Source organism: Streptodolium elevatio (assembly GCF_053592165.1).
This window is the reverse complement of the sequence record NZ_JBSFVE010000003.1, coordinates 21039-42406: the sequence shown is the minus strand read 5'-3', so window position 1 is coordinate 42406 and position 21368 is coordinate 21039. Positions and strand designations below refer to the sequence as shown.

The window sequence follows — 21368 nt, the reverse complement described above, 5'->3', positions numbered from 1 at the left end:
GGGCCCCCTACTGGTCGGGGGGCCCAACCCCGCCGCCTGCGGGGCCGCGCGCGCCCCCCTCTTCACGTGGGGGGGGGGCCGGCCCCCTATGGGTCCCCGCCCCCCGCCCGTCGCGGGTACCCGGCGCCAGCGTCCGCCGTGCGACGGCGGGTGCCTCAGAGGCCCAACTCGGCCCGGATCGCCGCGCCGTGCTCGTCGACCGCGGGAATCGCGCCCATCGCCGCCTCGCGGCCCGGCACCGTCACCGGCGGCAGCAGCGCCCGCAGCGGGCCGCCGGGGGAGTCGACCTCGCGCCAGCGGTCCCGGGCCGCGAGCTGGGGGTGCCCGGCGAACCCCGCCATGTCGCGCAGCAGCGCGTTGGCGATGCCCGCGGCATCCAGCCGGGCGACCACCTGATCGGTCGTCATGCCACCGAAAGCGGCGGTGATTTCGTCCTCCAGCGCGGCGCGGTGCGCCAGGCGGTCGGGGTTGGTGGCGTAGCGCGCGTCCTTCTCCAGGTCGGGGCGGTCGAGCACGTCGCGGCACAGCACGCCCCACTCGCGCTGGTTCTGCACGGCGAGGAAGACGTTGCCGCCGTCCCCGGCGGCGAACGGGCCGTACGGCGCGATCGTCGCGTGCCGGGCGCCGCTGCGTACCGGCGGCACGCCCCCGTACTGCGTCCAGTAGTACGGGAAACCCATCCACTCGCCGAGCGCCTCCAGCATCGAGACCTCGAACCGTCCCCCGCGCCCGGTGTGCTCGCGCTCGTAGAGCGCGGTCAGGACGCCCGTGAACGCGTACATCCCGGCGGCGATGTCCGCTACCGCGATGCCGGCCTTCGCGGGGCCGTCGGGGCCGCCGGTGATCGAAGGAAGGCCCGCCTCGCACTGCACGAGGAGGTCGTACGCCTTCTTGTCGCGGTACGGCCCGCTCGTCCCGTAATCCGAGATCCCGCACACGATCAGCCGCCCGTGCCGCGCCGTCAGCTCCTCGGCCCCCAGACCGAGCCGCTCCGCCGCCCCCGGCGCGAGGTTCTGCACGAAGACGTCGGCGCGCTCCAGAAGCCGGTCCAGCACCGCACGGTCGCCGCCGGCCCGGTCGTCCTTGAGGTCGAGGGCGATCGACTCCTTGCCCCGGTTGAGCCAGACGAAATGGCTCGACTGGCCGAGCACCACGCCGTCGTACGCCCGTGCGAAGTCGCCCTCGCCGGGGCGCTCCACCTTGATCACGCGGGCGCCGAGGTCGGCGAGTTGCCGCGTGGCGAACGGCGCCGCAACCGCCTGCTCCAAGGCGACGACGGTCACCCCGGCCAGGGGCAGGGGCAGCGGCATGGGGCCTCCTCGGACGGTCGCGCGCGCGGCGCGGACGGGGTGTCGGAGGCCCATCCTCCACCGGACCGGCCGTCAGTGGGCGGGCGCCCTCCCGCCGGGCAGGCCGCGGGCCTCTGCGCGCCGGGCGGCCTCCTCCAGGGCGGCCTGGTGCGTGTTGCGGGCCCGCCAGTAGGGGTTGTCGTGCGGGAGCGCGCTGCCGACGCGGCCGTACATGCCGAAGGTCATGAGAACCAGGCCGACCACGAAACTGAAGATCACATTCGACATGCCGAACCCCAGGACGTTGGCGTCCTTGCCGATCAGCGCGAGGTTGACGAAGCCGCTCAACAGGAAGCCGATGCCGATCACGATGTTGAGCGTGGACACGAAGTTGCCGCCCCGGAACGCACCCGCGAGCAGGACGAGGCCGATGGCGATCGACAGCACGCTCAGCGCGCCGTTCGTGGACAGCCCGGCGACGTCCTCACCCGTCGCGCCGAAGAAGTCGATCCGGTCGACCAGACCCAGGATGCCGAAGACCAGCAGGAACGACCCCACCGCGCCGGCTCCGAACCGGTACACCCGGGCGAGCCGGTGGTCCACCGGCAATTCGTCGTGCAGCCGCATGGCGGGCTCCTCCCCGCGAAGTCCGTTTCTTGGCTTTTCAACCGATAAATACGATGGTCCTCCTGATTCCGGACGAGCACCAACCCCGCGCGGGGGGGCTCGAAGGTTTGCGCCGGCGTTGTTAGCGTGCGCGCAGAGCTGACGGACCGTCAGCCCGAACGTCCGGCCCAGGGAGTACGCATGTCCGATGCCACCGCCACGCCGTCCGCTCCGGAGAGCGGCGACGGGTACGCCGTCTCGCACATCGGCCTGTGCGTCGCCGATCTCGACCGCACGCTGCGCTTCTACTGCGAGGGGCTGGGCTTCGCGCCGGTCATCGCGTACGAGATCGGCAACGAGGCGGCCGCGGCCCTGGAGGTGCCCGGGGACGTGCGGCTGAAGTCGCAGATGATCGCCAAGGGCACGCTGGTGGTCGAACTCCTGCACTACGCGTCGCCCGGCGCGGTCGGCGTACCCTCCGCGCAGCGCAACCAGCTCGGCCTCACCCACCTCAGCTTCATCGTCGACGACGTCGACGCGGCGGCCGAGCGCCTGGTCGCGTTCGGCGGGACGGTGCTGCCCGAGACGCGCACCAGCATGAAGACCGACGAGAGCAGCGCCGAGCTGGTCTTCCTCGCGGACCCGGACGGCACGCGCGTCGAGCTCATGAAACTGGGCTGACGCCTTCCGCTTGGTGTAACAGGTCGTTCACGCTGAGATAACGGCCAGGACACGCGCCCTGGTGATCCTGGCCGTAGGGGACTCCTCCAGGGGCCACCCGACAGGGATCCGCGGCGTGCTTCAGGTGCCGTCGCGGATCACCCCTGTCAGCCTTGTCACCCCTGTTGCCCGTGCCGTTGCCCCGGCCGGCCGCTCAGCGCGGCACGAGGTCGATGTACGCCTCCCGGATGCCGTGCACGAAGGCGTTCGGCATGTCCACGACCTCCGTTCCCGCGGTGAGCCGGATCGCGCGTACGCGGCGCAGCAGTTCCTCGAAGAAGATCCGGATCTCCAGCCGGGCCAGCGGCGCCCCGAGGCAGAAGTGCGTGCCGAAGCCGAACGTGATGTGGTCGTTCGGCGTCCGCGCGACGTCGAACCTCTCCGGATCGGTGAACACGCGCGGGTCGCGGTTGGCGGAGCCGTACATCAACACGACCTGCTGGCCGTCCGGGATCACCGTGTTGCCCACCCGCTGGTCGCCGACCGCCACCCGGCACATGTTGTGGATGGGTGTGACGTACCGGATGAACTCCTCGGTGGCCACCGCCAGATCGGCACCGTTGTCGAGCGCGTCCCACTGGTCGGGGTGCTCGATCAGGTTGAGGAACGTGCGGGCGATGACCGTACGGGTCGTCTCCGCGCCTCCGTCGAGCAGCAGCAGGCAGTCGCTGACCACGTCGGCCGCGCTCACCGGCTCGCCGTTCACCGACGCCTGCGTCCAGGTGGTCATCACGTCGTCGGCCGGGCAGCGCTTCTTCTCCTCGTAGAGCGCCAGGCCCGCGGTGGCGAACTCCACGGCGGCCGCTTTGCCGTCGTCGGTGAAGTAGCGCGGCCCGCCGCCCAGCGCGATGGTCCGCTCCGACCAGTCGCGCAACAGCGGCCACTGGTCCTCGGGGAAGCCGAGCAGGCGCCCGATCATCTTGGCCGGCAGCACCGACGCGAGGTCCGACACGACCTCGACGGTGCCCTTCTCCATGGCGGCGTCGAGGAGTTCGACGCACACCGCGCGCACGTGCGCCTCCCACTCGCGTACGCCGCGCGGTGTGAACCATTTGCTCACGAGCTTGCGGCGCTGGTTGTGCAGGGGGTTGTCGAGGCCGATGATCGCCGAGTCGGCGGGCAGGTTCGGCCGGTAACCGCCTTTGTTGCGATCCGAGTTGATGAAGTGCTCGTTGCGCGCCTCGATGTCCTTGAGGTCCGCGTACCGGAAAATGCCCCACAGTTCGTTGCCCGCGTCCCAGGCGACCGGCTCGTGGTCGCGGAACCACGCGAAGACGGGGTACGGGTCGCGCGCGTAGAACTCGCCGTCCAGAAGGTCGAGCGAGGGGCGCGTGCTGCTGGTTGCGGTGGCGTCCATGCGGCGTACCGAAGCACGGATCGCCCGCAGATGCCAGACATCGCCAAGCAACCCCCCGTCGCACCCCGGACAACGCCCCCGACAAGCAGCAAACACGCCAGGTCAGAAGCCGCGGCTTCGTCTCGTCGTCCACAAGGGCTTCAGTGGCACCCCAGCCAAGGCGCAGCGGCGCAGTCACATCTCGCCGCCACCCGGACCTATGTGGCACTCAACCAGCTTTGTCTCGTCGCCTACAAAGGCGTCAGCTGCACCCGACCAAGGCGCAAGGGGGTGTGGGTGGCGAAGCCCCCACCCGGCGGCGAAGCCGCAAAAAACAACCGAAGACGACCCGGTCCGCGCTCCCCGCGGAGGTGGGTCGCTTTCGGGTTCGGTGGGCGATACTGGGATCGAACCAGTGACCCCTTCGGTGTGAACGAAGTGCTCTCCCGCTGAGCTAATCGCCCTGAACCGGACCAAGGATACGACGAAGTCGGCCATGGTTTGCAACCAGGTATCCGGCGGCGGGCACCTCCCGCCGGGCGCGGAGCGCTGGGGTAGCGTCGGCGGTCCGGCCGGTGGCCGGCGCGCGGATCGGGGCGAACACGGGGGTGCGGCGGGTGAGTACGGCACGGCGGCCGGCACGCGGCAGGGGCGGGAGCGGCCGCAGGCCGTCCCGCTCGGCGCGGAGTCCGCGCGTACCGAGGCAGCGCCGCAGGCCGAACCGTACGCCGCGGCCCACCCGCGGGCGGCGTGTCGCGGCGCGCTTCTACGCGTACCTCACGATCGGGTTCTGCGCCGCCGGGGCGTTGGCGGGCTACCTGCGTGATTGGAAGGCGCTGGCCGGCATCGTGGCCGCCGCCGTTTTCCTGGTCGCCCTCGTGCTCGGAACCCGCTGGATCCGCAAGGGTCTCCGGGACGGCTTCGGGTCCCGCGGCGACGCGGCGCGTCGGCGCCGCATCACCCGGTCCCTCGCCGCCGTCGACGCCATGGACGGCCCCGCCTTCGAGCGCCACGTCGCCGCTCTGTGCGAGCGCGACGGGTGCAGGCAGGTGCAGGTCAACGGCGGCGCGGGGGACTTGGGAGCGGATGTGACCGGCCGCCTCCCCGACGGCCGGTTCATGGTCATCCAGTGCAAGCGGTACGCGCCGGACCGCAGCGTCGGCAGCCCGGACATGCAGCGCTTCGTGGGTACCGCGCGTCCCGTGCACAACGCGCAAGTGGCGATTCTCGTGGCGAGTTGCCGGTTCACCGGACCCGCGCGCGATCTCGCCCACACGCAGCGGATCGCACCTGTGGACAGGGACCTGTTGGGGTTGTGGATGAACGGCACGCCGCTGCGCTCCATCATCGCCATGACGGCGACGAGCACGACGCGGGCCTGACTCGGGTCTGCCGCGGGTCTGCGGCGGTCTGACGCGGGCGTCTACTGCAGGGTGATCTGGTCCCCGGACGTGGCGATTTGCTTCGCCGGGAGCGGCTTGGTCGCGGGGCCCGACTCCACGGAGCCGTCGGTCGCGGAGAACTTGCTGCCATGGCACGCGCAGTTGATGGTGCCGTTGGAGATCGAGCTGACCGTGCAGCCCTGGTGCGTACAGGTCGAGCTGAACGCCTTGAACGTGCCCGCCGAAGGCTGCGTGACCACGACCTTCTGCTGGTCGAAGATCTTGCCGCCGCCTACCGGGATGTCCGAGGTCTTGGCCAGGGCGGTGCCGCCCGCGCCACCGCCGGTCGCGCTTTGCGAGCCGGAGCCGGACGGCTGCGAGCCGTCGCCGGTCTGACCGCCTTGGCCGGTCTGGGCGTCGGTCCCGCCGGGAGTGTCCGTCGCGTCGCTCTTGTCGTCGTCGCCGCCGCAGGCGACCAGCGCCGCGCCGCCGACCGCCGCGGCCGAGACCGCGAGAATCTTTCGCCGCGCGACTGCCGAGTTCAATGCGTCCACAGTTCCCCCAGGGGGCTCGTAGGGCGCGCACCACGCCGGCCGGTGGTTGCGCATGCCTTCCACACGTACGAGAACGACCGGGGGGTTCAACGCGGGTGACGGCTGGATGAGTGAGTTGCCCGCGTGGCCACTGGGAGCCACCGCGGGCGACCGAACCGTCTCCGTATTGAGGAACGAACCTTTCCTATAAGGCGCGTAGCGTCGTTTCCGGGGCCGCGGGGGTGGGGCCCGGCGACCGCCGGGCAGCCGACTGCGAGCACACCGGAGATGGGTGGAGGCACGATGATCCTGGTCGTAGGTGCTACAGGGCATTTCGGGCGCGAGACCGTCGAAGCGCTGGCGGCGGCCGGCGAGCCGGTGCGGGCGCTGAGCCGTACGCCGGAGAAGGCCGCGCTCCCGGCCGGGGTGGAGGTGGTACGCGGCGACCTGGCGGACGCGGAGACGTTGGCCCCGGCGCTGGCGGGGGTGACGGCTGTGCTGATGGTGCTGCCGTACGGCGCCGACCCGGCAGCGCTGCTGCGCGCCGCGAGCGCGGCAGGCGTGCGGCGAATCGTCTTCGTGTCCTCGGGAGCGGTCGTGGACGGAGCCGCGCCCCAGCCGGACGTGATCGCGGCCTACCACGCCGGCGTCGAACGGGCGGTGGTGGCGACCGGCATCCCGCACACCTTTCTGCGGCTGATGTTCCCGGCCGTCAACTCGCTCTCGTTTGCCGGGCAGTTGGCGGACGGCGACGTCGTGCGGGCACCGTACGCGGCGGCGGTGAGCGCGCCGGTGCACGAGCGCGACGTCGCGGACGTGGCGGTGCGCGTACTGCTGGAGGAGGGGCACGGCGGGCGGACGTACTTGCTGACCGGGCCGCAGCGGCTCACGCAGGCGGAGCAGGTGCGGGTGCTCGGCCAGGTGCTCGGACGGCCTTTGGTGTTCGAGGAGTTGGAGGCGGAACCGGTTCGTGAGCAAATGGCGCGGTTCATGGACCCGGAGTTCGTCGGGGCGCTGTTCGACCTCATGGAGGCCACCATCGGCAAGGAGGTCGAAGTGAGCCCGGCGGTGGAACGCATCACGGGGCGTGCGCCGCGCGGCTATGTCGAATGGGCCGCCAATCACGTGGCCGACTTCGCGTAACGTGGCCGCGGTGCCTGTGCCCGGCTGTCGGCCCGTCAGGGAAGCGTCGGGACGCCCCCGTTGGGGGCGAACACGACCTCGACGCCGGGCAGGCCGCGCGTCCAGCCCTTTGCGGCGGCGGCCAAGTCGTGGACGGGCGGGGGCGCGGCGCCGAGGCCGATGGCGAGGTGGGCGTGTGCGGGGCCGGTGTCGAAGGGGCGCGGCCAGGCGTGTGCTTCGGTCGCCCCCGCGTCGGTCAAGGCGGTGAGGAGGGCGCGCAGACGTCCGCGTACCCGGCCCATGAGTTGGTCGATCGCGTCGATCGCGTCGGGCCTGTCGGGCTTGTCGGCGCGTACGGCCACCACCGCCCACGCGGCGTGGCGCCGGTGCAGCGGGGGAGGGGCGAACAGGTCGGCCCAGGGGGCGGTTCCGGTTCGGGGCCCTGTTTCCGTTCGGGGTCCGACCTCGGGGTCGGCGGCCGTCTCCAGGAGTTCCCAGGCCAGGTAGAGCTCTTGGCTCAGAAGGTCACGGCCCGCGGCGGTCACCTGCTCGGCGCAGTTGCGTACCGGGTCGGTGGGGGTGAGAACCGTAAGCGGGGAGCCGGGTGTTGCGGGTGCTCGCTGGTCGGCGGAGGGAGCCGACGGCGCGTCGAGGGTGATCGGCTCGCGCCAGTCCCACGCTGCCCAGGAGGCGAAGAAGTGCCGCAGCAGCGCGCTCGCGTCGGTCGACGGCGCCAAGTCCCCGGGGGCAATTCGCGCGACGTCGAGCACGGTACGCGCGGCAAGGACGGACCAGGCGAGGCCCGGCAGTCCGCCGCAGGGAGCCGCGTCGAGACCGCGCGCCTTTGCCCATGCCTTCACCGGGCGGACCAGACGGACGAAGGCGGCGTGATGCGGACCGACCGCGCTCAGAACGGCGTCGGCATCGCTCACGGCGCTCAGCGCGAGCGCCGCCGGCTCACCCAACTCCGCACGCCTGACCAGGGCTTCGGACGGCGGGATGATTCCGGTGGGGACGATCACCAGATCGACGTCGAGGCGGGTCACACGGCCGGTGCCGGTGGGGACGTCACGATCTGCCGCACGGCTGACGCCTGATGCGCGTGATGCGCGTGACGCGCGTGACGCGCCTGATGCGATCGACGTGACTGCCGCGACGTCCACCGTGAACCGCAGGCCCGGAACCCGTGCTCCCGTTACCCGTCGTAGCCGCGACACGCCTGGGAGCGCGGCCACTTCCTTGCGTACGCGCGCCACCGACTCGTCGTCGTCGACCGCCGACTCCGCCGCGCCGTCGGCGAGCCCGCCCGGGACGGCGGCGATCAGGTCGAGGTCGGCACCGCCGAGACATCCGCCCATGCGCCGGGACCCGGCGACGTGGACCACCGACCCCGGAGCGGTCGCGGCGAGCCGCGACGCCATGAGCTCCGCGACGGCGCGGGCATGGGCGTCACGGGTCGGATTCGCAAGGTTCCGCAGGTCCGTGAGGTGGTTCAGTGCGTCCGGGGCCTTCGAGTCCGGCAGATCCTCAGGGCGGGGCAGACCCTCAGAGCCCGGCAGATCCTCAGGGCCGGGCAGAGCCTTCCGGCCGTCAAGCCACTCCTTCGCAAGCGAAGGCGCCTCCTCCGGCAACCAGTGCAGCTCGCCACTGCCCAGCGCCAACGTCGCGCGTGGCCGCATCGGTTCGTCGCCGCGCCGGGACAGCAGGACGAGTTCGCCGACATGGGTCGGCATCGCGTCCAGCCGGGCGGCGCATTCCGCGGCGACGCGCTGCGGGTCGGTCGCGCGTCCGAGCGTCAGATGCGGGGTGTAGCCCTCGGCGCGGCCCCGGCAGCGCGGGAACCGGCTTACCAGCGCGGCGCGCAGCGCGGTCCACGGCGCCGGGTCCTCGGGGGCCGGATCGAGCCACACGGTCGCGTCGTCGCGATGGCCGAAGGTGTGCACCCCGTCCAGGCGCACCGCGAACGGCGCGCACTCGCGTACCGCTTCGGCCAGCAGCGGGGCCGCACGCACGAAGTCGGACTCGGGTACGAAGCCGAACAGCACGTTCACGTGCGGCGGCCAGCGGTCGATCTGCGGGTCGTGGGCCCGGCGGACCTCCTGGATCCGCGGCCACAGTTCGGCCGGAGGGATCCACGCGAGGGCGGTGCGTGCCGTCGGCGCCACGTCCAGGACCTCGCCCACGTCGTCGTGTCCGCCGAAGCCGAGCACCACCTCGACACCGAAGTGGTCGGAAATATAAAGACCTTCGGCTGTCGGTACGTCGCCGCGCAGCACGGCCTCGACCGCCTTAGTGCCCTCGCCCCGGGTCAGCACGCGGTCGAGACGTGAGACGCGGCCGCTGAGCGACGACACCGCGGCGAGTGGATTCGTCTTCGGGTTGAAGGTGGGCCTGTTGTCGTCCGGCCCGTTGACTTCCACCCACGCGTCGCGCATCCCGAGTGCGACCGCGGGCGTGTCACCGCCGTCGTTGAAGTCGCCGACCAGTACGAGATCGGCGTCGACGCCGGCGAATCCACCGGCGATGCGGGCCAGTTCGTCGAGGCGTCGGGCCGCCCCGTTCTCGGTGTGGTCGCTCGTGAGGTGGGTCGACGCGACGACGAGCGGACCGGCCGCCGTCTCGACGACCACGGCCGCCACGGCCTTGTGCGGCCCGAGCATGTGCTGCGCGGACTCGCGTACGGCAAGGCGTGAGAGCACCAACAGGCCGCTGTCGTCGACGTCGTCACCCGCCGGGTCGAGGTGCAGCGTGTAGTTCGCGCGCACCCAGTCCGTGGCGGCCAGCATGCGCAGCAGCGCCGGTTCGACCTCCTGGAGGGCGATGACGTCGGCGCCGCAGCCTTCCAAGTCGTCGATGAGCAGGGGGCGTCGCAGGGCGGTGGCGATGTGGTCGCTGTCGTACCGGTCCCACAGGGTGTTCCAGGTGAGGACGCGGATGGTAGAGACGGCGCCGTCGGCGAGATCGGGCGCGCCTGCACCCGCGGTCGGTTGGCCGCTCGGGGTCCGCCCTTGCGCCGGGACCCACCCCTGCGCCGGATCCCACACGTGCGGGGTCAGCGCCGCGAAGAACGGCGCGCGCAGCAGGCGCCGTTCACGCACTCGTCCGGCCTCCGACTTGTCGAGCCGGTCCACGCCCGCGGCGCGGTCCCACACCACTTCGCCGTCGGCCTCGATGAACATGACGCGGTGCCAGGGGATTTCACCGCCCGGTACGAAGTCGGGCAGCGGAATGCGCTTGGGTGGCGCGCCCCTGCGATTGACGCCCAGGACGAAGCGGGCCGGGTCGAACCGCTGGTCCCAGCGGACCCGGTGGTAGACCTGCTCGCTCGTCTGCATCACGCCTCCCGCGCCGCGCCGCCGAGAATGCCGTCCGCGGGACCGGGGACGGCGGAGCCTTGGACGTCACCGAGCACACCGTCCGCGTCGATGTACCACGTGCGGTGCGCCTGGCCGGGATAGGGCGGTACGAACCGGTGCAGTTGCCCGTACAGCACCTCCGGCGGGACGGGGTGCTCGCGGCGGGCGTTGCGGCGTACGAGTTCCGCCTCCTCGACCAACACGACCGCATGTGTGATCAGTGCGTCCCGGCGCTCGGCGATTCCCCGGACGAGCGAACGCTGTTGCCCATTGAGGGAGGTCGCGTCCCACACCACCGTGCCGCCGCCCGCAAGTGCCTCGTCGAGACGATCGAGGCCGATGCGGAGGATGTCGCTGTTGTCGCGCTGGTTGGAACGCCCACCCCGCGACTCGCGCAAGTCGTCGAGCGAGATCAGGGAGACATCCTGCCCCGCGGCCTTCAGGCTCGCGGCGTGGGCGTCGGCGAAGGTGCTCTTGCCGCTGCCCGACGGGCCGACCATGTGGACCAGGCGGGGGAACGCGCCGGTACGCCACCGCCAGGTCGCCGCGACGGCCTCCTCCGGGGTGGTGATGCGGCCCTTCGCGTACAGCTCGCGGGCCTCCGCCCAGCAGCGGTCGGCGACCGCGTCCTGCGGCAGCCCGTCTCCTGCGGCCAGCGCGGCACGCAAGCCGGTGCGCAGCCAGTCCAACGGCGCCTCTCCCGTCAGCCCGGCGTCGTCGGCGTACAGCGCGGACCAATCGGCCTGTTCGCCGGCTTCCGCCGCCTCCGGGTCGTGGCGGCCGGCCAGCACGGCGTGCGAGACCGCGTGCAGGATGCCGAGGTCGGCGGCCTGCGACAGGCGTACGAGCCCGGCCCGGCGTTCGTCGTCCGGATAGGGCCGGTGCGGCGCCAGATGCAGGCCGACGAGATCGGCGACCCGGCGGGCGAGCGGCATGCCCAGCGGACCCGACAGGCGGGCCGCCAGTCGGCTCCGCCCGGCGTCGTGCAGCAGCGCGGCGAGCACACCCGCCAGGCGCGCGTTGCCGGTTCGGCCCAGGACGTCGAGCCGGGCGGCGGCGTCCGCGACGACGTCCGCTATGTCGGCGGGCGGCGGCCCCGCCTTCGCGGGGTAGGGGGTGTCGGCAGGCATCCCGATTGCGGCGAGCAGCGCGGGGATGTCGGCGGGCGCGCCGGAACGTACGTTCCACAGCGCGGCCGTGGGGCCGAGGCCGTTCTCCACGACGGCGGCGTGCATCCAGTGCGTGTCCGTCTGCACGTGCCGCGGCCGCACCCACTTCGCCACCCGTACGCCGAACTCCGCGCGGGGGAAGCCGGCCACGGTCCGGACGACGTACCCCTCATGCCGGGTCAGGTCCAACCGCAGGGCACGCAAGGCCCGTTCGTCGTAGATGCCGCGCCAGAGCACACGTGGTGCCGGAACACCCAGGCGGGCGAGGAAGCGTACGGTGCGGTCCCAGCCCAGGCATTCGTCGCCGGCCCAGACCGAGAACCCGTAGAACCAGCTGTCGAGGTCGTCGTAGGCGATGGAGTGGCGCGCGTACAGATTCTCCCCGCAGACCCGCCAGCCGTCCGGGATGCCGGGGCCGACGCGGCCTTGCAGTCCCTTGATCCACGCGCGCGACGGGTGGTGTCCGGAGTCCAGCGAGCGTGCGTGCATCCCGTCGGCGTAGAGCGTCGTGTTCTCGCCGTCGAGTTTCTCGGTGACGACCACTTCGCGACCGACGAGCCCGCCGGCGTCCCCGGTCCGGACGTCGTCCGCCGACGCACCGGGCGACCACGGAAGATGCGCCGTGCGTGGATAGTGCACCCGCATGACCGGCTCCCTGCCCCGCACTCCGTGCCCGCGTGCCATCGCACCGCTTTGCGCGGCGTCGCTTTGCGCGGTGCTGCGCTACGCGGCACCGCATTACGCCGCGCGTGGTTGTGCTGCGCCGCGCGTCGCCACGCTGCTGCTTTGCCACGTGCCTTCGTGACGACGTCCGCGCCGCGACATCCCGGCCACTGTAGGAGGCGGGGTGTCGCCGGGGCCATCGAAAATCGGGCGGCCCGGTCACACCGCGACGAGTTGCCGGTCCCGTTCCGGTCGCTCCGCCGCCGGGGCGGCCTTCGGCTCCCACAGCCTGGTGGTCCGGACAAAGGCGGCGATGACCGACGACATCGCCAGGAGAAGCAACGGCCCGAAGACCCACGGATGCTCGGCCATCTCCACGGCCAGAAATCGGTAGGAAATCAAAAGCAGCACGAAAACCGTCGCGCCGTAGGCGACCAGACAGACGCCCCGCCGGTCCCACCCGCGGTCGAATGCGCGCATGGCCGTCTCGATGGTGAGCACGAACACCACACCGGCCACGAGGTCCACGCCGTAGTGGTAACCGAATCCGAGGGTGGCGGTGAGCGTGGCAATCAGCCAGAAAGTCCCGGCGAACCGCATGAACCGCGAACCCTTGCGGGAATGGATGAAAAGCGCGGTGGCCCACGCGGTGTGCAGGCTCGGCATGCAGTTGCGAGGAGTGATCTCGTCGAACCGGATCGAGCCGGGCGCGGTGATCGCCGGCGATGTGTCCGGCCACATATTGGCCACCGCCCATTGCCCGCCGTCGGCGCCGTACGCGAACACCGGCCCGACCACCGGGAAGATCATGTAGATGGCCGGGCCGAGCAGGCCGACGGCCAGGAACGTGCGTACCAGGTGATGGCCCGGGAATCGGCGCTCGACCGCCACGTTCCGCAGTTGGTACAACCCGACGATGGCCGCCGCGAGGGGGAGTTGGCCGTACACCGCACCGAGCACGTGGCTGCTGACCGGGTCGGTGGCCTCGACCATCCGGCCCACCACCCACGACGGATCACCCAGCGCGTGGTCGGCCGTCGCCACGTACGGGTCGAGCACCTCCGGCCGGGTCATCGACGTGATCAGCAGCCAGGTGTCGCCCGTCTTGTGCCCCGCCACCAGCAGCAGCCCGAGCCCCGCGCCCTTCAGCAGCAGCGTGCGGTCCGGGCCGGTGCGGCGCGTCACCGCAAAGGCCGCACATCCCAGAACCACCCACAGCGCCCCGTTGCCGAACTCCACCCGCGCGCCGGCCGCCAACCGCACCACCGAGAAGACCACGTCGATACCGACCGCGACACCCACCGCGACAAAACGCCGCCGCCAGCTGAGCACCACCAGCGTGAGGGCCAGGCCGGCGTACAGCAGCGGCCCCGAAGAGGGCGCGAATATCAGCTCGCGCGACGTCTTGGTGATCGGCCCCGGTGAGCCGTAGTGGCGTGCGGCGAACTCCAGGGCAACGACAAACCCGAGGACCGCCACGCCTACGGCGGCCCACAGAATCGTCCGCGAGCGATGCCGCGAGGCAACCACGGCCTCGTCGTCTATTCGGGGGAACGCGCGCTTCTTCTCGAGTATCAATTACTTGGCCGTTTGTCGGAGTCCAGTATGAAAAGCACCCTCCGCACCGGATTGAGAGGCTTTCGGCGCAGGACGGCGCTCAGGGGCGGTCGTCGTGAGTTGGATCATGTTATAGGAGCACCGGCCCGCCCGTGCGACTTCGCCGGAGCCGCCGAAACTCCGCGGCCGACGCCTCCCGGCCTACACTCCGCGTCCCGGCGTCGTCCCCTCGACATGCACAGCCCGACTCGCACTCGACGACAGGCCGCCGGATCCCGGTCAGGGGTCGGACCACAGGCCCGGGGCGCTGTGCCGGATGGCCCCGGCAGACACGTGCGACCCGGATGCCCGCCGGACCAGCTCCGTCAGCCGCTCGCCCGGTTCCGGCGCCGGCTCGCCCAGGACGATCGTGCCGAGTACCGGCTCGAGCATCACGCGGTCGTACTCGTCGTCGGTGTTCCCGTAGCGCCCGGGATCCCGCTCGACCACGGCACCACCACCCGCCACCCGCCACCGTCGACCGGCGCGAACGTCGCCTCGTAGATGCCGCCCCTCGTCCAGCTCCGATGCACGAACACGACTGGGCATGGCAATTGGCTTGAGACCACGGGGAATCGACCCATTCAGGGGTGGTCGGCGGGTCCCGAACACGGCGGATCGACCAGGGGGTCCCCACTAGAATCTGCCTGCGACGGCGACGAGTCGGTGATCTCGGCCGCGAACCCACACGCTTCCCCGAGGCAAAGGTCTTTGGCTCATGCGCTGGTCGGAACTGTACGTACCCACACTTCGCGACGACCCCGCGGACGCCGACGCGGCCAGCCACCGCCTCCTCGTCCGCGGCGGCTTCATCCGCCAGCTGATGGCCGGGCACTACTCGCTGCTGCCGCTGGCGGTCCGCGTTCGGGCGAAGGTCGTCGAGGTCATCCGCGAGGAGATGGGCCGGATCGGCGCGCAGGAATGGCTGCTGCCCGCGATGCACCCGGCGGAGATCTGGCAGAAGTCCGGTCGGTGGGAGGTCATGGGCGAGGAGATGTTCCGCCTCAAGGACCGCAAGGGCGCGGACTTCGCGCTCGGCATGACCCACGAGGAGGTCATCGCCACCGCCGCCCTGGAGCTGTCGTCGTACAAGCAACTCCCGCAGATCTGGTACCAGTTCCAGACCAAGTTCCGCGACGAGCCGCGGCCGAAGAGCGGGTTGATGCGGGTCCGCGAGTTCACCATGAAGGACGCGTACAGCTTCGACCTGGACCAGGCGGGGCTGGACCGCTCGTTCGACCTGAACCACGAGGCGTACACGCGGATCTTCCGGCGGCTGGGCATCCCGGCGATTCCGGTGCAGGCGTCCAGCGGCAGCATGGGCGGCAGCGCGTCCGTGGAGTTCATGTCGCCGACGGAGGCCGGCGAGGACCTGGTCGTGCACTGCACATCCTGCGGTTACGCCGCCAACGTGGAGAAGGCCACCTCCGCGCTCGCGACGGTGGCCGACGACGCGTCGGCGCCGACGCCGGAACCGTTCGACACCCCGGACACGAAGACCATCGACGACCTCGCCACCCAGCACTCCGTACCGGCCGACCGCCAGGTCAAGACGCTCGTGTACGTCCTCGACGGGCAGATCACCCTGGTGCTCATGCGCGGCGACCACAACCTGGTCGAACAGAAGCTCCTGGACCTCACCGCGGCTCGCACGGCGCGCCCGGCCCAGCCGGACGAGATCCGCGAGGCCCTCGGCGCATCCCCCGGCAGCCTCGGGGCCGTTGGCGTCACCGCCCACCCCGTCATCGCGGACGACGCACTGCGCGGCCGGACGGGCATGGCCACCGGCGCCAACAAGGACGGCGTCCACCTGCGGGGCGTCGACGTCGAACGCGACATCACCGTGGCCCGCTGGGCGGACCTGCGCGAGGTGCAGGCAGGCGAGTCGTGCCCGGTGTGCGGGACCGCCTTGGAGGTCGTCCGCACGGTCGAGGTCGGGCACATCTTCAAACTGGGACGCAAGTACACCGAGGCACTCGGCGTGACGGTGCTCGGCCCGGACGGCACCCGCGTCACCCCGATCATGGGCTGCTACGGCATCGGCGTCGAGCGGGCGATCGCCGCGATCGTCGAGGCGCACCACGACGACGCGGGCATCGTATGGCCGACCGCCGTCGCCCCCTTCGAGGTCGCCCTCGTAGCCGTCGGCAAGAGCGACGAGGCCACCGACCAGGCCGTCGCCGACCTGTACGCCGGCCTGCGCGCGGAACGGGTGGACGTCGTCCTCGACGACCGCGCGGAACGCCCCGGCGTGAAGTTCCGCGACATCGAGCTGATCGGCATCCCGTACCGCATCACCATCGGCGCACGCGGCCTCGCCGAGGGGAGCGTGGAACTAACCACCCGCGCCACCGGCGAAACCACCACCATCCCCCTAGCCGAAGCAATCCCCCACGTACGCACCCTGATCACCACCCCCTAACCCCCACCCAAGCCGCCACTTCCGCACCCTGCAGCCCATCCCACCTCCGCACAATCCGAGCCAGCCACCCGCGCCGACACCCCGCCCCTTGCTCTACGGCGAGGGATGCGGAGTGTTCTGGGACGACTGGCACGGCACCCCAGGACGGCCCGGCCGCCCCGAACAGCCCGGCGTCCTAGTGTTCTGGGACGACTGGCACGGCACCCCAGGACGGCCCGGCCGCCCCGAACAGCCCGGCGTCCTCGAGCGCCTGGCCGCGATCGAACAGCGCCAGGCCACCACCGAGGCCAACATCGAAGAGATCAAGCACGAGCCGCGGCCGAACAGCGGCTCGTCTCTGCGCGACGTCGTCGACCGCGTCGAACAGGCCGTCACCCCCGGACCATGAAGCCGCCCCCACTCGCTAATGCGAGCGGGGGCGGCTTCGTCATGCCCGGGATCGGGCTAGGAGGCTTGCGGCCGGGAGTCGGCGAGGGATCGCGCCGCTTCCGCTATGGCGGCCCGTACGTGGCGCAGCTCGGTGAGCCGCCCTTCGGGGCTGGGCGGGACGAGCCACACGAGGGGGCCGTCGTCGGCGTCGGCGGGCGGCACGGTGATCCACGAGCCGCGGCCGTGGTGCCGCGGTCCGACGGCACGCATACGGGAGACGTGCGGCGCGGGTACGGGCGGCACGAGGAACCCGATGCGCCGGTAGCGCCGGTCGGAGATGACGGGGCCGACGGGGACCCGGTGCGCGTACAGAGCGCCGAGGGCCTCGAATCCGAGGCGGTCCTCGACCTCGATGACGTCGAAATGTTCGCCGGCCGGGACGAGTCGGGGAGCGTACGGGTTGCGGAATTGGTCCTGCGGCGTCACGGCCGTCGTGCTCTGGCTGCTGGCGTTCAACGGAGGCGTCCTCTCTGGCGGTGCGTCGGCCGTGGGGTGCGTCAGGACGTCCGCCGGACGTCGGGGGTATTCGCCGGCGTCCTCGTCGGGTCCTGTTCCGTCGTGCTGTACCGATGCAACCACTCACGCACGGTGCGTGACGAGGCCGTGCCCGGGGACTCCTGTAGGACGCCGGGAGGACACGGTGGCGTTTCGGGGCGGACGCGGCGCGGCCCGTGCGCCGGTGGCGCCCGCCTGACACGCTGGTCACATGAGCGAAATGGCCCTGAGCGGCGCCCCGTTGACGTCGATTCCGTCCCCAGACGGGCGGCGCATCATTCCTATCATCCCGCTCGCGGCGGACGGCACCGTGCCGACGGCGGGACCTTGCGGGTCCTGCCCGACCGACGGGTGCAACGGGCTGACCGCGTCGTGCATCGACCCGGACAAGGGGGCCGGCTGCTGCTGCCTTGGCTGCGGGGTCTTCTGGTAGGAGGGACAGTCAGCGTCGGTCCCGGGCAGGTGATTCCTGATATGTGACTGGCCCCGCGCTCTACCCTGGTCAGTGCGAAGTGACGAGGGGAGGCGGGGCCGAGATGTCTGATGCTAACGGACCGGACACCACCGCACAGGACGAAGTGCAACGGTTGACGTTCGGTCAACGTCTCAAAATCGAACGGGAGCGCCGGCACCTGAGCAGAGCCGCACTCGGCGGTCTGCTCGGCAAGTCCGAGGGGTGGGTCAAAGGCCTGGAAGTCGGACGCCTGGCTCAACCGAAATTGCCTGCGCTGCTGCGCATCGCCGAGGTGTTGCGCATCCGCGACTTGGCGACACTCACCGGGGATCAGTCCATCAACGTCGAACTGTTCTGCGGCCCCGGCCACGGTCGCCTTCCTGCCGTACGCCGAGCCCTCAACCTCTTTCCGATGCTGCCCGACCTCGCCGCGCCATCGCACGCGAACCTGAGGACCCGCCTCAACTATGCCTGGGCCGCTCGGCATTCGGCGCCGGACCACCGCGAAGTCATCGGTCGGTTGCTGCCGGACCTCATCCGCGACGCGCAGCTCGCCGTGCGCCAGGCCGAGGACGCAGCGGGTCGGCGCGCAGCGCACGCGCTGCTCTCGGAGGCCTATTCGCTGACGCAGTTCTTCGTCGCCTACCAACCAGATTCCGGCCTGCTCTGGCGAGTTGCTGAGCGCGGCATGGCGGCCGCGCAGGAGTCGGAAGACGCGCATGCGATCGGCATCGCCGGGTGGCTCACGGTCCAGGCCCACCGGGATGCGGGCGATTGGGACGCTGCTGACGAGGTCAACCTCGCCGTCCTGTCCTACCTCGAGCCGCAGCTACCTGACGCACCTGATGACGTCCTGGCGATCTGGGGCGCCCTGACCTACGAGGTCGGCTACACCGCAGCGCGTCGCGCTGACACCCCCACGGCGTGGCGATACTGGGACCAGGCCAAGCGCGTGGCCCATAGGTTGCCCGAGGCCTACTACCACCCGGTCACCTCGTTTTCGCACGCGATTATGGGCGCCCACGCCGTGACCGTCGCCGTCGAACTCCACGCCGGCGGCGAGTCCGTGCGCCAAGCCGCACGCGCCGAGGCCTCGGTCATCCCGTCCCGCCCGCGTCGCGCCCGGCACCGCGTTGAGCAGGCCCGCGCCTACTACCTGGACGGGCAGCCTGAGGTCGCGATCGCGACGCTGGACGCGGCCTACGAAGCCGCGCCGGACACCGTCGCGTGGAACGGCTACGCCAGGCGAATCCTCCTAGAGGAGCTGAACGCGACGATGCCCGCGCGTCGTGAGCGCGCCGCGGTGATGGCCGAGCGAATCGGTCTGCTGGCCACCTGACGTAGGGGGCACAAGCTGTGCCCAGTGCCTGGCGACTGCGCTCGTACGGTCGATGCATGGCCGATGACACTGCATCGACCCCCGCAACTCAGGGAGCCCGCGAGCGTTCCCGCACTCCGGCACGCAAGGAGCGCATGACACTCAAGGTCTATGAGGTCGGGCCTGACGGTACGACGCTTATCCGTACGGTCACGTGCAACCACCAGGCGCCGCCGACGTGGGGGATGCGCCGATGAGACTCGTACTCGGCGAAGTGACCGAGGTCGAACGGCACGCCGACGGCGTCATGCTGACCGTGACCGGCCCCGGCGTCAGCCTCGACGCCCCGCTTGACGAGGACACCGAGCGATGGACCGGACCGGCCGAATTCGATCTGGATCATGGTCCGCCGCTCGACGCCGGCCTGCTCCGCCAGGCGTTCCTGCGTGATCTTCGCTGCTTGACGCGCGTCTCTGATGCGAAGCCCGACCTCCCGTCGGTGGGCGAGCACCCACTCGGGATGGTTCGGATCTTGACGCACCCGCACACGGTCGTGCGACGGCACGGCAACGTCTGTACGTACAAACTGACACTTCAATCACGAGCCGTAACCGGCGGGCAACATTCCGCAGGGTGCGCCTGGGGGCAATCCGTGGGCAGACGCGTCGCGGTTGACAGCGATTGACAGCGATTGACAGCGGTTGACGGCGGTTGACAGCGGTTGAATGACGAATGCGAAGGGCCGCTGATCTGGGTGAAATCCCAGGCCAGCGGCCCTTTTTGCTGGTCAGGTGTTGTGCCCCAGGCAGGATTCGAACCTGCGACACCCGCTTTAGGAGAGCGGTGCTCTATCCCCTGAGCTACTGAGGCGGGACGTGCGGAGATCCTTGCAGAAAAGCCCGAGGGGTTGCCTGGGGTTGCCTGCGGTGGATGTGGCGCGTCGGGTGGGCCTGCCGTTCTTGCTCGGTTCACGGGTGCTCCTGGGCGGGAGTACGTCGTGGCCGCGCTCGCTCGGTGGGCCTCGCGGGAAAGGGTAGCGGACCGGCGCGGTACGCCGCTCCGGTGTTTCGCCGCGTCGGAGGCGGGCGGGTGGCCGGGCACGGCGGTTGCCGGTGGCGCGGTGGGTGGCTCTGCTTACGGGGCCGGTGGAAGACGAATCCGGGGGCGCGGGCGGGGTAGCGGATGAGTGAGCGGGCGTTGTGCCGGGCGTGGGCGGCGCGGCGATCCGGGGCCGGACGGCGGCGCGGAACACTGCGGGGCTCTCGGCCGTTACTCGGGCAGTGACCGCCGCAGATGGCGGGCGGTCGCCGGGGTGCCTCGGGGCCGTGCCGGCCGGGCTGCTTCGGCGGCGTGGATCCCGTGGCCCGGGGGCCAACCTTTCGAGAGTACACCTGTGGACGGAATATCACAGGACCCCCGCTTGTTGGGCAATTACGACGAACGCGAATGAAAGCGAGGGTCAGGAATGCCGACGACACGGGGCGTTGCCCGTCAGGGAGCCGATCGGGTCGCCGCCTCGCGTACGCGGAAGGCCGCGGATGCGGAGCGCGACACCGTCGGTGTGTACCTCGACGAAATCAGCCGTACGAAGCTGCTCGACGCGGCACGCGAGGTGGAGCTGTCGCAGGCCATAGAGGCCGGGCTGTTCGCCCAACAGCTCTTGCAGGACGGCGAGTTCCCCAAGGGTGTGACCGAGGACGAGCTGCGGGCGCTCGTCGAGGACGGGCACAAGGCGAAGGACGAGTTCATCCGGGCGAACCTCCGGCTCGTGGTGTCCGTGGCACGGCGCTACCCGCGCAGCGGGATGCCGTTCCTGGATCTGGTGCAGGAGGGGAACGTCGGCCTCGTCCGGGCGGTCGAGAAGTTCGACTACCTGAAGGGGTTCAAGTTCTCGACGTACGCGACGTGGTGGATTCGCCAGGCGATCACGCGCGCGATGGCGGACCAGGCGCGCACGGTGCGGCTGCCCGTGCATCTGGTCGAGGAACTCGGCAAGATCCGCCGTGTGCAGCGCGAGTTCGCGCGTGACAACGGGCACGAGCCGGACTTCGCGGAGATCGCGGCGACGCTGGGGTCGACGCCCGAGCGGGTCGCCGATGTGCTGGGCTGGGCCCGCGACCCGATCAGCCTCGACAGCCCGGTGGGCGACGACGGCGAGACGGAGTTGGGCGAGCTGGTCCAGGAGACGGATCCGGTGACCCCGGAGGATGTCGCCCTGGAGGCGATGGAGCGGCGTCAGATCGCCGATCTCGTCGGGCGGTTGGACGGACGTACGGCGACGATCATGAAGGCGCGGTACGGCATGCTCGACGGCAAGCAGCACACGCTGACCGAGGTCGGCAAGCAGCTCGGCCTGACCCGTGAGCGCATCCGCCAGATCGAGAAGCAGGCGCTGGTCGAACTCCGGCACCTGGCAACAGAACAGGGCCTTGCGGCCTGACGGCGATGAGGTCGTTGTGATCGAGTCGGCGTCCCTTC

General features: G+C 71.0%; 17 protein-coding genes and 2 tRNA genes. 7 read left to right on the top strand and 12 right to left on the bottom strand.

Going from position 1 to position 21368, the window contains the following annotated elements:
- Nucleotides 1-155 precede the first annotated feature (155 nt).
- Both ACWD12_RS07745 and ACWD12_RS07740 read right to left on the bottom strand, forming a co-directional pair.
- Entirely contained in the window at nucleotides 156-1310 is a 1155-nt protein-coding gene (locus tag ACWD12_RS07745; protein WP_450098797.1) for a CaiB/BaiF CoA transferase family protein, read from the bottom strand.
- Nucleotides 1311-1382: 72 nt separating this feature from the next.
- Nucleotides 1383-1916, bottom strand: a complete 534-nt coding sequence (locus ACWD12_RS07740) for a DUF4383 domain-containing protein (protein ID WP_450098796.1) — start codon at nucleotides 1914-1916, stop codon at nucleotides 1383-1385.
- A gap of 180 nt (nucleotides 1917-2096) precedes the next feature.
- On the opposite strand from ACWD12_RS07740, the gene ACWD12_RS07735 reads away from it, so the two are divergent.
- Nucleotides 2097-2576 (top strand): VOC family protein, encoded by a 480-nt coding sequence (locus ACWD12_RS07735; protein WP_358364253.1) that lies wholly within the window; start codon nucleotides 2097-2099, stop codon nucleotides 2574-2576.
- Between the two features lie 193 nt (nucleotides 2577-2769).
- Here ACWD12_RS07735 and ACWD12_RS07730 read toward each other — a convergent pair whose 3' ends face one another.
- The gene (locus ACWD12_RS07730; protein ID WP_358364251.1) at nucleotides 2770-3972 is read right to left on the bottom strand and encodes a cytochrome P450; all 1203 of its coding nucleotides are present in this window, start codon (nucleotides 3970-3972) and stop codon (nucleotides 2770-2772) included.
- Between the two features lie 371 nt (nucleotides 3973-4343).
- A tRNA-Val gene (locus tag ACWD12_RS07725) sits at nucleotides 4344-4415 on the bottom strand.
- Between the two features lie 153 nt (nucleotides 4416-4568).
- On the opposite strand from ACWD12_RS07725, the gene ACWD12_RS07720 reads away from it, so the two are divergent.
- Nucleotides 4569-5333, top strand: coding sequence for a restriction endonuclease (locus tag ACWD12_RS07720; protein ID WP_450098795.1), 765 nt, complete (start codon nucleotides 4569-4571; stop codon nucleotides 5331-5333).
- A gap of 41 nt (nucleotides 5334-5374) precedes the next feature.
- Here the strand turns inward: ACWD12_RS07720 and ACWD12_RS07715 are convergent, their stop codons facing one another.
- Nucleotides 5375-5878 carry a Rieske (2Fe-2S) protein gene (locus ACWD12_RS07715; RefSeq protein WP_450098794.1) on the bottom strand — a complete coding sequence of 168 codons (504 nt, stop codon included), beginning with the start codon at nucleotides 5876-5878 and terminating at the stop codon, nucleotides 5375-5377.
- A 291-nt stretch (nucleotides 5879-6169) separates the two neighbouring features.
- Here ACWD12_RS07715 and ACWD12_RS07710 point away from each other — a divergent pair, with 291 nt between their 5' ends.
- Nucleotides 6170-7009 carry an NmrA family NAD(P)-binding protein gene (locus ACWD12_RS07710; protein WP_450098793.1) on the top strand — a complete coding sequence of 280 codons (840 nt, stop codon included), beginning with the start codon at nucleotides 6170-6172 and terminating at the stop codon, nucleotides 7007-7009.
- Nucleotides 7010-7044: 35 nt separating this feature from the next.
- Here the strand turns inward: ACWD12_RS07710 and ACWD12_RS07705 are convergent, their stop codons facing one another.
- The 4 genes from ACWD12_RS07705 to ACWD12_RS07690 form a co-directional block, all read right to left on the bottom strand.
- Complete coding sequence (locus ACWD12_RS07705; RefSeq protein WP_450098792.1) at nucleotides 7045-10323, bottom strand: poly(A) polymerase; 3279 nt, start codon at nucleotides 10321-10323, stop codon at nucleotides 7045-7047.
- Nucleotides 10323-12158 (bottom strand): RNA ligase family protein, encoded by a 1836-nt coding sequence (locus tag ACWD12_RS07700; protein ID WP_450098791.1) that lies wholly within the window; start codon nucleotides 12156-12158, stop codon nucleotides 10323-10325. The genes ACWD12_RS07705 and ACWD12_RS07700 overlap by 1 nt, the downstream gene beginning before the upstream one ends.
- Nucleotides 12159-12395: 237 nt before the next feature.
- On the bottom strand, nucleotides 12396-13676 hold the full coding sequence (locus ACWD12_RS07695) for a phosphatase PAP2 family protein (protein ID WP_450099057.1): 1281 nt from the start codon (nucleotides 13674-13676) through the stop codon (nucleotides 12396-12398).
- Between the two features lie 336 nt (nucleotides 13677-14012).
- Nucleotides 14013-14222: a hypothetical protein gene (locus ACWD12_RS07690; protein WP_450098790.1), complete on the bottom strand. Its 210-nt coding sequence runs from the start codon at nucleotides 14220-14222 to the stop codon at nucleotides 14013-14015.
- 268 nt (nucleotides 14223-14490) lie between these two features.
- Here ACWD12_RS07690 and ACWD12_RS07685 point away from each other — a divergent pair, with 268 nt between their 5' ends.
- Both ACWD12_RS07685 and ACWD12_RS07680 read left to right on the top strand, forming a co-directional pair.
- Entirely contained in the window at nucleotides 14491-16194 is a 1704-nt protein-coding gene (locus ACWD12_RS07685) for a proline--tRNA ligase (RefSeq protein ID WP_450098789.1), read from the top strand.
- Nucleotides 16195-16306: 112 nt separating this feature from the next.
- Nucleotides 16307-16582 (top strand): hypothetical protein, encoded by a 276-nt coding sequence (locus ACWD12_RS07680; RefSeq protein ID WP_450098788.1) that lies wholly within the window; start codon nucleotides 16307-16309, stop codon nucleotides 16580-16582.
- 56 nt (nucleotides 16583-16638) lie between these two features.
- Here ACWD12_RS07680 and ACWD12_RS07675 read toward each other — a convergent pair whose 3' ends face one another.
- The gene (locus ACWD12_RS07675) at nucleotides 16639-17079 is read right to left on the bottom strand and encodes a hypothetical protein (RefSeq protein WP_450098787.1); all 441 of its coding nucleotides are present in this window, start codon (nucleotides 17077-17079) and stop codon (nucleotides 16639-16641) included.
- Between the two features lie 575 nt (nucleotides 17080-17654).
- Between ACWD12_RS07675 and ACWD12_RS07670 the strand changes: the two genes are divergently transcribed.
- Entirely contained in the window at nucleotides 17655-18911 is a 1257-nt protein-coding gene (locus tag ACWD12_RS07670; RefSeq protein WP_450098786.1) for a helix-turn-helix domain-containing protein, read from the top strand.
- Nucleotides 18912-19059: 148 nt separating this feature from the next.
- On the opposite strand, the gene ACWD12_RS07665 is transcribed toward ACWD12_RS07670, so the two are convergent.
- Together ACWD12_RS07665 and ACWD12_RS07660 are read right to left on the bottom strand one after the other, a co-directional pair.
- Nucleotides 19060-19455 carry a helix-turn-helix transcriptional regulator gene (locus ACWD12_RS07665; protein ID WP_450098785.1) on the bottom strand — a complete coding sequence of 132 codons (396 nt, stop codon included), beginning with the start codon at nucleotides 19453-19455 and terminating at the stop codon, nucleotides 19060-19062.
- 232 nt (nucleotides 19456-19687) lie between these two features.
- Nucleotides 19688-19760: transfer RNA gene (locus tag ACWD12_RS07660), tRNA-Arg, on the bottom strand.
- Between the two features lie 595 nt (nucleotides 19761-20355).
- Here ACWD12_RS07660 and ACWD12_RS07655 point away from each other — a divergent pair.
- Nucleotides 20356-21330, top strand: a complete 975-nt coding sequence (locus tag ACWD12_RS07655) for a sigma-70 family RNA polymerase sigma factor (RefSeq protein ID WP_358362013.1) — start codon at nucleotides 20356-20358, stop codon at nucleotides 21328-21330.
- The last annotated feature ends 38 nt before the right edge of the window (nucleotides 21331-21368 follow it).